Below are 12,137 nucleotides of genomic sequence, written 5' to 3'. Positions count from 1 at the left end.
CAGGCTGGCGCCCAGGCTCCAATATAACAGGCAACCGGCAAGCGGCCCGGCGGCGCGGGCCAGGGCGCCCACGGACCGGAAGACGCCCAATGCGCGGCCTTGTTCGCCATGCGGCGCATACAGGCTGGCCAGCGCGGTCAGGCACGGGGTGGTCTGCGCCACGCCCGCGGCCAGCAGCCCGAGTCCGGCGAACAGCATGAGGGCGCTCGTGTTGGCCGCCGCAAGTCCGATGAGCAGCAGGCCCGGCGCGGCCAGGGAAATGCCGTGGGCGCTCATGCGCCTGGGGCCCAGCCGCGGCGACAGGACCCGTACATAGCTCCCCTGCACGAGGGCAAGAATCACGCCCACATAAAAGAACATGAGGCCGTTCTCGCGGGGCGCGTAACCCAGCCGGTCCACGGTGAGAAAAGTCAAGGTAAACTCCATGCCGGAGAAGACGGCGAAGAAGAGGAAGTAGGTCAGATTCGTGCCGCCGGCGCCGGGCGCGCTTCGCTCGCGCAGCAACACCAGGGGATTCGCCGTGCGCACCGAAGCGGGAACGGACCGCCGGTCCCGGGGCAGCGATTCGCGGAAACGGAGCGCCAATTGCAGCCAGTTGGCAAACGATAGAACCGCGGCAATAAGCGCTGGAGTGGAGAAGGGGTTGACGCCCACCTGGACAAGACCCGGCCAGTGCGCCGTCAGGTCCAGTGACGCCGTGAGCCCGCCGATCGCCGGGCCGATAATGAACCCGAGGCCGAAGGCCATGCCGATGAGCGCCATGCCGCGCGGACGGGTTCGCGCGTCGGTCACGTCCGCGACAACGGCGGTGGCCGTGGCGATGTTGGCGCTCATCATGCCACCGATGACGCGAGACAACAGCAGCAGCCAGAACCGGCCCGCAAAGACCCACAGCACATGCGACAGGACCATGCCACCCACCCCGAGCAGAAGAACCGGCTTGCGCCCGTAGCGGTCCGAGGCGCGGCCCAGCACGGGGGCGCACAGGAACTGGAGCAACGAGTACAGGGCGCCCAGCACGCCGCCAAAGAGGACCATGATGCCCCAGTCTCCCTCGGGCGAACCGGCCAGCGCGGTAAGCCGTTCGAGAACGCCGTGGAACCAGCCGAATAGGCCGGCGCCGCCCTCGACGCCGCGGTAGTACGCCAACATGTTCGGGAACAGAGGGAAAACGATGGAAAAAGAGACCAGGTCGATGAACAGCGTCACAAAGACAATACCGGTGGCGCGGCGGGATCTCGGGGCGAGCGGAGCGGCTGCGTCGTCGTTTGCGTGCGTGGTGTTCATGGTTGAAATGTCACAGTATCCGGTCCGGCGCAGCGCTGTCGCAGGGCCCAGGCGCAATAAACCCTTCCCATTACTCCAGTACAGCCCCCGCGACGGCGCATAATGGTATACGTGAAGAGACACGAATGTCCAAGGGTTCTAAGGAGAACACTGGCAGGCAACGAATTATGCCGGACAAGAGAGAGCAGGCATGCGGCTGCAAGGGATGGTACCGCGGCAAGTCCGGACCCCGGGCAGGAAGGAAACACACTTCAGGAAGTCAAGGAATGTCCCTCCAAGGCTGGCGTGTTGACGATCCACCTGGTTGGGGCGGGGTGCTTGTTCCGGCTCGCGATACGGGCGGGCAACGACCTAAGGTCCGGTACGGACGCCAGTTAAGGATTCCGTGAGGCGGACCGTAACAGTCGTGGGTTTAATTGTGCGAGGGCATTTCGTATGGTATCATGTCGTGAGGTGCGGTATGCGTACGTGCATGCCGAGTGTTTGTTATTGTTGAGCCGTAAACGGCACGGGTGGGCCGAACCGGCTTCCCGGCCGGGACTAGCGAGGATCCCCTTAGACTGATGAACGGTTTCCTGAAACAGGTCTCCCTCTGGATTGTCCTGCTGATCATCGTGGTGTTGGCCTTATCCGCTTTCACCGATTGGCAGAAGCCCCGAAAGGAGTATACAGAGGCCGATTTCGTCGCTCAGGTCCTGGACGAGAAGGATACTCGTATTGAGTCGGTGAGCGTGACGGAAGAAGGCGAGAAGCTGTTCAGCGTCGAGGTGCGGTTCGCGGAAGAAATGGACGGGCGCCGGACAGCCAGCTTCACCACGAACGAGTTCAAGGACGACTGGAAGCAGCAACTGAGCAAGAAGGGGGTGCCGGTCAAGTTCGCGCCGCAGAACACGCTCTGGACCAGCCTGCTCTTCAACGTCGTGCCGTTGCTGCTGATCATCGGCCTCTTCTGGTTCTTCATGTTCCGCCAGATGCAGGGCGGCAGCGCCAAGGCCATGTCCTTTGGCAAGAGCCGCGCCCGCATGGTCAACCAGAGCGACAAAACGGTAACGTTCGCGGACGTGGCAGGCGTCGATGAAGCCAAGGAAGAGCTTCAGGAAGTCGTCGAGTTTCTGAAGGACCCGAAGAAGTTCACCCGGCTCGGCGGCAAGATTCCGCGCGGCGTGATTCTGGTCGGGCCGCCGGGTTCCGGCAAAACGCTGCTGGCGCGGGCGGTCGCGGGCGAGGCGAGCGTGCCCTTCTTCAGCATCAGCGGGTCCGATTTCGTTGAAATGTTCGTCGGCGTCGGCGCGAGCCGTGTGCGCGATCTCTTCCAGCAGGGTCACAAGCACGCGCCATGCATCATTTTTATCGACGAAATCGACGCCGTCGGCCGCCAGCGCGGCGCGGGACTGGGCGGCGGTCACGACGAACGGGAACAGACACTGAATCAGCTGCTCGTCGAGATGGACGGCTTCAACACGAATGACGGCGTCATCCTGATGGCGGCGACGAACCGGCCCGACGTGCTCGACGCGGCCCTGCTGCGCCCGGGCCGTTTCGACCGGCAGATAGTCGTGAGCAACCCGGACATCAAGGGCCGCAAACAAATCCTCGAAATTCACATCCGTAATCAGAAGGTGCCCATAGACGACGAGGTCGATACGCAGGTGCTTGCGCGCGCAACGCCGGGATTCTCCGGCGCGGACCTCGCTAATCTCGTCAACGAGGCGGCCTTGCTCGCCGCGCGGCGCGGCCAGGATTCCGTAACCATGCACGATTTCGAGGAGGCAAAGGACCGTGTGCTCATGGGGCCGGCCCGGCGCAGCCTCGTCATGACTCCGAAAGAAAAGCTGGCCACCGCCTACCATGAGGCAGGCCATACGCTCGTCGGCCGGCTGCTGCCGGACACCGACCCTGTTCATAAGGTGACCATCATCCCGCGAGGGCAAGCGCTCGGCGTTACCAGCGCGTTGCCGGAAGAAGACCGGCACAGCGTCGCAAAGCCCTATTGCCTCGCGACGCTGCGCTACGCCATGGGCGGGCGCGCCGCGGAAGAAATGGTCTACGGCCAGTTCAACAGCGGCGCCGCCAGCGACCTCAAACGGTCGACGCAACTGGCGCACGCCATGGTGTGCGAATGGGGCATGAGCGAACTGGGCCCGGTTTCGTTTGCGGGCCAGAGCGAGGTGTTCCTCGGGCGCGATTTCGCGCGCATGCGCGAGTTCAGCGAAGAAACCGCCGCGGCCATCGACCGCGAGGTGCACCGGCTCCTCGAAGAGGCCTATAAAGACGCAAAGGACATCGTCACGCAGCACCGCAATATCCTGGATGCCCTCGCCGAGGCGCTCTTCGAGCGCGAAACGCTCGAGGCCGAGGAAATTGACGCGATCATCCGCGCACACGGCGGCGCGGACCTGCTTCCCGAGAAGCCGAAAAAAGAAGAATCCTTCCCCGCGCCCGCCAAACCCCGCCGCCATAAAGAGAGCGGCGAAGCACCGGAAGAAGTCAAGGCCATTCCCCCCGGCGACATCGTACCCGATACGGCGTGAGGTCACCGGGTCTTTTCGCATCTGCTCCCCGCGCACATCCCCGCCGCTGCCAAGTGCTCGTGACGCCACGAGCGCGCCCGCGGGATGGGAAAGCGGGGCCGTGTCTTTTTCAAGAAGGGTCCCATGGCTTCTTGCGCAGGGCGCGACCGCCTGCAAGACAGGGGAGCCATGGCATTGAGAGGCGTGGTCAGGCGGAAGCGGAGCGTCCGGGTTTTTCCTTGGCGCGTTCGCCGCGTTCGGAAAGTTCGTGCTCGTAGACGATGAGCGGCTCCTCGCGATTGCGAATGACGCCCGGCGTAATGATGCACTCGCGGATGTCCTTGCGCGAGGGGATATCGAACATGACGTTGAGCATGACCTCTTCGAGGATGCTGCGCAGGCCGCGCGCGCCCGTGTCGCGCTCGAGGGCGCAGTCCGCCACGGCCTGAATCGTCTCTTCGGGGAAACGCAACTTCACGTTTTCGAGTTCGAACAGTTTTTCGTACTGCTTGGTAATGGCGTTCTTCGGCTCGACCAGGATGCGGACGAGTTCCTCGCGGCCCAGTTCGTGCAGCGTCGCGACGACGGGCACGCGCCCCACGAATTCGGGGATCATGCCGAACTTGATGAGGTCTTCAGGCTTGATCAGGGCCAGCAGTTCGCCGATGCCCCGCTCTTTCTTCGACTTGATCTCGGCGTTGAACCCGATGACGTTGCTGCCGGTACGCTTGCGGATGATCGCTTCGAGCCCGTTGAACGCGCCGCCGCAGAGGAACAGTATGTTCCGCGTGTCAACCTGGATGCACTCCTGCTGCGGGTGTTTACGCCCGCCCTGAGGCGGCACGTTGGCAATCGTGCCTTCCAGTATCTTGAGCAGCGCCTGCTGCACGCCTTCGCCCGACACGTCGCGCGTGATCGAGGGGCTGTCGCTCTTGCGCGCGATCTTGTCGATCTCATCGATATAAACGATACCCGTCTCGGCGCGCGCGGAATCGAAATCCGCGCTCTGAAGCAGTTTCAGGATAACGTTCTCGACGTCGTCTCCGACGTAGCCCGCCTCGGTCAACGTGGTCGCATCGACCACGGCAAACGGCACTTCCAGCATCCGAGCCAGCGTCTCGGCCAGAACGGTCTTGCCGCAGCCGGACGGGCCGATCAAGAGCACATTCGACTTCTGAATCTCGACGCCGTCCAGTTCGCCGCCCGCCGCAATGCGCTTGTAATGGTTGTGCACGCCGACGGCCAGCACGCGCTTCGCATGCTCCTGCCCGACCACGTACTGGTCCAAGAAATCCTTGATCTCCGCAGGCGTCGGGACCTTCACGGTCCGCGTGCCGCTCTTGCGCGCGCGGTCTTCCGCCACAATCTCGCCGCAGAGCTTCACGCACTCGTCGCAAATATTCACTTCCGGGCCTGCAATGAGCTTGTTGACCTCGTCGTGGCGTTTGCCACAAAACGAGCATGTAGGTACGTCGTTGCGACCACGCTGTGAAGCCATGCCAACACACCTCCTGACCACTAGGGCAAAGGCGAATATATCACTTTGGCGGCCGCTTGTCAACAGATTTCTTTCGGCCCGCCATCGCAACATAGACCCCCTTATTGTGCCAACAAACGCCTGTCTAACGCAAGCTTTGTTCTATGCTTACCATACGCCAACATGCGTGCAGGTTCCATGAAACGCAACCCTTCGGCGCCACCTGACTCGCTGCGCGGTGCGCCCCCGGCCCGCGCCGCGTGGACGAAACGGAAGATTGTGGACACAAGAATATTGGTCTCTGCTCCGCTCATGCCCCCGAGGAAGGGGGGAGGACAGCCTTCGCTCCAGCGGCGCACTCCCTGGGCCACCAGATTCGTGCAACTTTTTCCAGCCGCCGCGGGATGATACACTCGTGCCGTACCCGTCTCGCGCCCAACATGCCGGGCCGGGGCGTTTTCGTATTGACCCATGAATAAACAGCCTGATTATGCCGCTATGCCGAATATAAGCATATCGCTTCGAGCCATGCCCGTTCGCCGTCTCTTCCGTTGCGCCCCTCTTCTCCCGGCGTGCTTCTGCCTGGTCTCTGTCATGGCCGGCTGCGGGAGCAGCCTGTACGACACCCTCGAGGGCACGTGGTCGGGCGAGATCAAGGGCCAGTCCTTCACGGTCGAGTTTCGCCCGTCGGACGAAGCGGTGTTCTTCGATGGGCTGGGCGGCGCCATGCGCCTCAAGGAAGAACGAGACTCGAATGTCCTGCTCGAGATGACCGGGCCGGACGGTCGAACCGGCGAAGTGGTGATCACGCCGCTGGATGAAACGCGGTCCCGGCTGGAGATTCCACGCCTATCGTTCTCGGTCGAGTTGCGGCGCGCGGCGTGAGCCCCGGCGGGCGGCGCTTCACCGCTTGAGGTGCGTACGGACCATGACCTCATCGACGAGGCCGTAGGCCTTGGCTTCCTGCGCGCCCATGAAGAAATCGCGGTCGCTGTCGTGCCGGATCACTTCGATCGGCTGGCCCGTGTGCTTCACGAGGATTTCATCGATCATCTCGCCGACGCGAACGATTTCCCGGGCCTGGATTTCGATGTCCGCGGCCTGGCCGTGGACCCCGCCCATCAACTGGTGCAGCAAAAACCGGGAATAGGGAAGCGCGAAGCGCTTGCCCTTGGTTCCGGCGGCCATCAGCACCGCGCCCATGCTGGCGGCCTGACCGAGACAGATGGTGCAGATATCCGGCTTGACGAACTGCATGGTGTCGTAGATGGCCAGCCCCGCCGTCACGCTGCCGCCCGGCGTGTTGATGTAGATGTTGATGTCCTTGTCCGGGTCTTCCGCCTCGAGAAACAGCAGCTGCGCGATGATGTAGTTGGCGACATAGTCGTCGATAGGCATGCCGAGGAAAATAATCCGGTCGGCAAGCAGGCGCGAGTAGATGTCATAGGGCCGGTCGCCGCGGCTGGTCTGCTCGTAGATAGTCACGGCGCGCGGCGACGCAGTCGCGCCGCCCTCGAGCGTCAAGGCAGAATGCCGCAGAGACAACGCGCCGGGTTCGGGGTTAGGCTTGCCCATCTTGCGCCTCATCTTCCTCGTGCGGCAGTTCCTTATTCGTAATCTGGGCGTGCTGCATGACAAAGGCCAGCGCCTTGCGGCGGAGCAAACGTTCCGTGTAGTCGTCCTTATGCTCTTCTTTATCCATGAAACTGCGGACCGCGGCGACTTCCGTGCCGGTGCGCCGGCTGATCGCCTCGGCTTCCTCCACAAAATCCTCGTCCGTGACTTCGACCTTCTCGGCGCGCGCAATTTCGCGCAGCACCAGGAACTCTCTAAGTCCGCGCTCGGCTTCTTGCCGCGCTTCCGCGCGCAACGCTTCTTCGCGCGCTTCAATTTCGCTCATCGGGATGTGCATCCGGCGTAAACGCTGCAATTCCTCGTCGTAGTGGTCTTTCGCCAGCGATTCGAGCAGCGACGCGGGAATCTCGAACGAGCTGCTCTCCACGATTTTCGCCACGGCGACCTGTTCCGCCACCTGGTCGCTCTGCGCGCTCGAGCCGCTGCGCAGGCCATCGGCCACCTTGTCGCGCAGGTCCGCGGCACTCTCGTAACCGGCCTGTCGCGCGAATTCGTCTGTTAGCTCCGGCACTTGGCGGCGCTTGATTTCGTTGACCTTGATGGTATAGTGGGCTGCTTTTCCGGCCAGCTCCCGGGCGCGGTCGTTCTCGGAGAAGGTTACGTCGCACTCGACGGTTGCGCCCGTCGCCGCGCCGCGCAGGACCTCCTCAAATTCCGGGAAGAACCGCTTTGTGCCCAGGATATAGGGATAGTTCTCGGCGCGATTGCCGGGGAAATCCTGTCCGTCCACTTGGCCGTGGAAATCGATAATCACCTGATCGCCGTCGGCGGCTTGCGCGTCCGCGACGGTTTCATAGAGGGCAAAGCGCCGCCGCAGGTCCAGGACCGACGCCTCGATATCCGCATCCTCGACGGTAACAACAGGCCGCTCCACGGGCACGCCCTTGTACTCGCCGAGCGTCACGCGCGGCATGACCTCGAACTTGAACACCAAGTCGAGCGGCATCTCGGGGCCGAGAGCTTTGGCCTCGTCCAGCCCGTCAATATCTGGATACGCCATCGCCTTGAGTTCTTCGTCTTTGAGGAGCTTGAAGAAAGCGGCGGCGGCCAGCTTGTCCACGACGTCCTCGCGGATGGCCTTCCCGAATTTCTTCTCCAGCACCTTGCGGGGGACCCGGCCGCGCCGGAACCCCGGAACATCCGCGTCCCGCTGCAATTCCTCGAAGACTTCCTCCGCCTTCTTGGCGCGATTGGCTGCTGGAATGGTTACCTTGACCTCGTACGCACAGTCGCCCTTGTGCTCTACGGAGAACACGGGCGGCTCTACGAACTGGAATTCCTTTTCCTCTTCTTTGCTCTCTTTCTTCTTGTCTTCGGTGGCCGCCGCTTCCTCAGCTACCGCTTCGATTGCCGCGTCCTGGGTGGGTTCCTGCTTTTCTTTGTCGTCGCTCATGTTCCTGATTTCTCGAGGGTTTGGTGGGCGAGGCGGGAGTTGAACCCGCACGCCTTGCGGTACTGGATCCTAAGTCCAGCGCGTCTGCCAGTTCCGCCACTCGCCCGGCTCAGACTTGGCCCACAATGCACACTACTGATTATACCCGCGCGGACCATCGGCGGGGCACTCGCCGACCCGCGTGTAACGCCCCTCTGGTGGGCCGTGCAGGAGTCGAACCTGCGACCTTGTGATTAAGAGTCACCTGCTCTACCGGCTGAGCTAACGGCCCCAGAAAGAAAAATGGAGCGGGAGACGGGATTTGAACCCGCGACCTCAACCTTGGCAAGGTTGCACTCTACCGCTGAGTTACTCCCGCTCAGCAACCGAAGGATTCTAGCAAACACAAAAACCGCTGTCAACCAGATGCGCGCGCCGCGAGGCAGGCTGCTTCACTGCGGCGGCCCGGGCGTGTCCAGGCATTCCCTCAAGACCGCGCCGAGCGCGTTCACCTGCGGCGGCTTCCACAGACTGTGATGGCATGCGGGGATTTGACGAATCTCGACACCACCCCGCGCGATGCGCTCCCACTCCGGCAGACGGACCACGCCCCACTCGTCCGCCACCAGCACCGTCACGGCGCCGGGATACGGAAGCGGCCTGTACGCCGCGGCGGCGTCGTAATAGGCGTGAATGAACAGGGTGGTGTGGTGCGCGGGCGGCACGTTTTCCCGAACGCGGGCCGACAGGCGCAGCGCAAGCCTGCTGCGCACGCGGCCGTAGTGTTCCCGCAGCAATTTCAGCCGCTCCTGGTACTTGTCGCGCAAGTATCGCGCGCCGTACTGGCGCAGATTCCGCAGGTAGCGGCGCAAGCGCCCGTACCGCGGCCTGCTTTCCCAGAAGTAGTCGATGGCGAACAACCGCGCCACGCGCTCGCCCGCCGCGTGCAATTGCTGCGCCATTTCGAGCGCGAGCATGGAGTCGCGACAGTACGCGCCCAGATAGTAAGGCCCTCGCGGTTGCACGCGCCGCACTTCCCCGATGTACCTTGCCGCAATGTCCTTCAGCGACAGCGCCGGAGCCTTGCCGTCTTGTTCCTGCAGGCCGAAAATGTTCAGCGAGTAGAGGGGCTGGTCCCGCCCGAGCACCGGAACCACGGAATCGAGCAGGTCGGTGGAGCCCACAAAGAAGAGCGGCGGCCGGCTTCCCTCCGGTTGAATGGGCCGCAGCGGCGACTGCGGCCCGGCCTGTTCCCCATCGCGGAGCAGCCGCGCGAACTGGCGTACGGTGGGCGCCTGATACAGTTGAATGGGCGGCAGCCGTTTCTGGAACTGGCGCTCGACGTGGCCCAGCAGGATGATCGCCAGCAGCGAGTGCCCGCCCAGTTCGAAGAAGTTGTCGTTCATGCCCAGCGCCGGAACCTTCAACACCTTCGCCCAGATAGCCAGCATCTGTTGCTCGAGTTCACTCGCGGGGCCCTGTTCCGCCGGGGCGGACACCACCGGCCGCGCCGCGGGCGCGGGCAAGGCGCGCCGGTCAAGCTTGCCGCTCGTCGTATGGGGCATCCGCTCGAGCACATGGAACACCGCGGGCTGCATGTGCGGCGGCAATTGCGCTCGCAGCCAGGCGCGCGCCTCCGCCTCGAACGTGGCCGGTTCGCCCGGCCCGGCTGCCGTCAGGTATGCGACGAGTTGCTTGTCGCCTGGCGCCGCTTCATATACGGATACGGCCGCTTCGCGGACGCCGGGATGCCGGCTCAGCACGGATTCGATCTCGCCCAGTTCGATGCGGAACCCGCGGATCTTCACTTGGCGGTCCCGCCGGCCCAGGTAGACCAGTTGCCCGTCTTCGCGAAGCCGCACGAGGTCGCCGGTCCTGTAAAGGCGTTCCCCCTCGCGAAACGGGCTCGGCACGAATGCGGCTTGCGTCAGGTCTGGACGCGCCAGGTAGCCGCGCGCCAGTTGTTGCCCTCCGAGCAGCAGTTCGCCCGGCACCCCTATGGGCGTCAGGCGCGTCTGTTCGTCGCACACATAGGCGCGCAGCCCCGGCAGGGGGCGTCCTATGGGAGGTTCGCCATCGCGCTCCGTGTCCAGGAAACTGCTCGTGGCGGTGACGGTCGTTTCCGTCGGGCCGTAGGTGTTAACCAGCCGCACCCGCGCGGGCGCGTGCGCGCGCCACGCCGCGACGCTCTCCGCGCGAGCCGCTTCACCGCCGATAATGACCATGCGGACGCATTCGGGCACGGGCGCCTCGCGCAACTCGTCCACCAGCACGTGCCAGAACGCCGTGGGCAGGTCGAGTACTGTCACGCCCCAGTCGCGGCACTGCTGAAAGAACGCCGCGGCGGACGCGAGCATTGCGTCGTTGCGCAAGACAAGCGTCGCGCCAGCGGTCAGCGCGGGCCAGATCTCCTCCGCGGCCGCATCGAAACTGAGCGAAGCGAACTGCAGCACGCGGTCGTGCGCATTGATGCCGTACAGCCGCGTGGCTTCTCGCACAAACCAAGCCAGCGCACGGTGCTCCACCACCACGCCTTTCGGCTTGCCGGTCGAGCCCGACGTGAAAATGACGTAGACCATGTGTTCAGGCGCGGGGGACACCACCGGCGCCTCGGCGGGCCGCGCGCCGATAAGGGCCGCGTCCGCATCGAGGCACACCAGGTGCGCCTGCTGCCGCGACAGGCGCGGCAGCAGGCCTGACCGGGTCAGCACGATGTCCGCCGATGCCGTCTCGAGCACGTAATCCATGTGTGCCGCGGGGTATGCCGGGTCGAGGGGCAGGTAGGCCGCGCCCGCCTTCATAATGCCCAGGACGCCGATAATCAAATCGAGCGAGCGGGGCGCGCACAGCGCCACGGGCTTCTCGGGTCCGGCGCCGAGCCCGGCCAGGTAATGCGCCAGCTGGTTGGCGCGCCGGTCCAGTTCGCCATATGTGATTCGCTGATCGCCGTCCTGTACCGCAATTGCGTCCGGCTGCTGCTGGGCCGCCGTCGCGAAAGACTGCAACACCAGCGCTGGCGCGGACCAGTCCGGTATTTCCGGCTGCCACGCGTCGCGCAGGAGGCGGTTCTCTGCTTCCGTAAGCATATCGAGCGTGTCCGGCGTCGCGTCGGGTCGTTCCAGCATGCCGCGGAGGAGCGTTTCGATGTGCCCCGGAGTCCGCGCGAGCGCCTCGGGCGCAAACCGGGCCGGGTCATATTCGATGGCCAGGTCCAATTCGTCCGCGTTATACACAGCCAGCGAGATTGCCGTGGGGGTGCGCTCAAACAGGGGGAACTCGCGCTGCGGCCACCGGGCGCCCCCGTCACGCACGAGATAATCCATGGTGCCGCGCTCGAACACGAGATGCGTGTCGAATAAAGCCGCGCCCCGCGGCGCTTCGCTCCACCCGCCTATCTTCGACAGCGGCGTGTTCTCGACCTCACGCAGCTCCGTCCATGCGCGGCGCACCTCGCCCAGCCATGCGCGGACGCCACGGTCCCCCGGTATGAACACCCGGAACGGAAGCGTATTGATGTAAAGCCCCACGCGCGCCGGTCCATCCGGGGCGCCGTACCGGAGCCCTTTCGTCACGCCGAACACGACGTCCCTCGAGCCGCTGTACCGGCCTAGGACCAGCGCCCACGCGGCCTGAAACAGCGTGTTCAGCGTGACCCCATTCTCGCGCGCGAAGTCTTTCAGCGCGGCGGCCAACAGGCGGTCCAAGCGATGCCGCACTTCCGCGCCGCCCGTCGCCGGATTGAGCGCGGCCTCCGGCACCGCGCCGCCCGGCGGCAGCCGTATCTCATTCGGCTCGCTGAAACCCGCGAGCCGCTGCCGCCAGAACGCCTCGGCCCGGTCAAGCGGTTGTTCGCGCA

7 protein-coding genes and 3 tRNA genes are annotated in these 12,137 nt (G+C 64.3%); 2 read left to right on the top strand and 8 right to left on the bottom strand.

Annotated elements, in window-relative coordinates:
• Nucleotides 1-1,287, bottom strand: a 1,287-nt coding sequence (locus KA184_09040) for an MFS transporter (protein MBP8129714.1), incomplete at its 3' end; no start/stop codon positions are given.
• Between the two features lie 563 nt (nt 1,288-1,850).
• Here KA184_09040 and ftsH point away from each other — a divergent pair.
• Nucleotides 1,851-3,818 carry an ATP-dependent zinc metalloprotease FtsH gene (gene ftsH, locus KA184_09035; GenBank protein ID MBP8129713.1) on the top strand — a complete coding sequence of 656 codons (1,968 nt, stop codon included), beginning with the start codon at nt 1,851-1,853 and terminating at the stop codon, nt 3,816-3,818.
• A 187-nt stretch (nt 3,819-4,005) separates the two neighbouring features.
• Here the strand turns inward: ftsH and clpX are convergent, their stop codons facing one another.
• Nucleotides 4,006-5,295, bottom strand: coding sequence for an ATP-dependent Clp protease ATP-binding subunit ClpX (clpX, locus tag KA184_09030; protein ID MBP8129712.1), 1,290 nt, complete (start codon nt 5,293-5,295; stop codon nt 4,006-4,008).
• A 573-nt stretch (nt 5,296-5,868) separates the two neighbouring features.
• On the opposite strand from clpX, the gene KA184_09025 reads away from it, so the two are divergent.
• Nucleotides 5,869-6,159: a hypothetical protein gene (locus tag KA184_09025; GenBank protein ID MBP8129711.1), complete on the top strand. Its 291-nt coding sequence runs from the start codon at nt 5,869-5,871 to the stop codon at nt 6,157-6,159.
• Nucleotides 6,160-6,177: 18 nt separating this feature from the next.
• Here KA184_09025 and KA184_09020 read toward each other — a convergent pair whose 3' ends face one another.
• The 6 genes from KA184_09020 to KA184_08995 all read right to left on the bottom strand — a co-directional run.
• Nucleotides 6,178-6,849, bottom strand: a complete 672-nt coding sequence (locus KA184_09020; protein MBP8129710.1) for an ATP-dependent Clp protease proteolytic subunit — start codon at nt 6,847-6,849, stop codon at nt 6,178-6,180.
• A complete protein-coding gene (gene tig / locus KA184_09015) occupies nt 6,836-8,302 on the bottom strand; it encodes a trigger factor (protein MBP8129709.1) in 1,467 nt (488 codons plus the stop codon). Before tig ends, KA184_09020 begins: the two co-directional genes overlap by 14 nt.
• Before the next feature lie 21 nt (nt 8,303-8,323).
• Nucleotides 8,324-8,408, bottom strand: a tRNA-Leu gene (locus KA184_09010).
• Nucleotides 8,409-8,497: 89 nt separating this feature from the next.
• Nucleotides 8,498-8,573, bottom strand: a tRNA-Lys gene (locus tag KA184_09005).
• A gap of 12 nt (nt 8,574-8,585) precedes the next feature.
• Nucleotides 8,586-8,660, bottom strand: a tRNA-Gly gene (locus tag KA184_09000).
• A gap of 73 nt (nt 8,661-8,733) precedes the next feature.
• Nucleotides 8,734-12,137: amino acid adenylation domain-containing protein (locus tag KA184_08995; protein ID MBP8129708.1), on the bottom strand; the 3,404-nt coding region annotated here is incomplete at its 5' end.

Source organism: Candidatus Hydrogenedentota bacterium (genome assembly GCA_018005585.1).
In the GTDB taxonomy this organism is placed as follows: Bacteria; Hydrogenedentota; Hydrogenedentia; order Hydrogenedentales; family JAGMZX01; genus JAGMZX01.
This window is presented reverse-complemented; position numbering and strand designations above follow the sequence as displayed.

What these genes read in the sequence shown, in the direction of transcription:
- ftsH (MBP8129713.1), top strand. Translation starts at nt 1,851, where the DNA reads ATGAACGGTTTCCTGAAACAGGTCTCCCTCTGGATTGTCCTGCTGATC.
- clpX (MBP8129712.1), bottom strand. Translation starts at nt 5,295, where the DNA reads ATGGCTTCACAGCGTGGTCGCAACGACGTACCTACATGCTCGTTTTGT.
- KA184_09025 (MBP8129711.1), top strand. Translation starts at nt 5,869, where the DNA reads ATGGCCGGCTGCGGGAGCAGCCTGTACGACACCCTCGAGGGCACGTGG.
- KA184_09020 (MBP8129710.1), bottom strand. Translation starts at nt 6,849, where the DNA reads ATGGGCAAGCCTAACCCCGAACCCGGCGCGTTGTCTCTGCGGCATTCT.
- tig (MBP8129709.1), bottom strand. Translation starts at nt 8,302, where the DNA reads ATGAGCGACGACAAAGAAAAGCAGGAACCCACCCAGGACGCGGCAATC.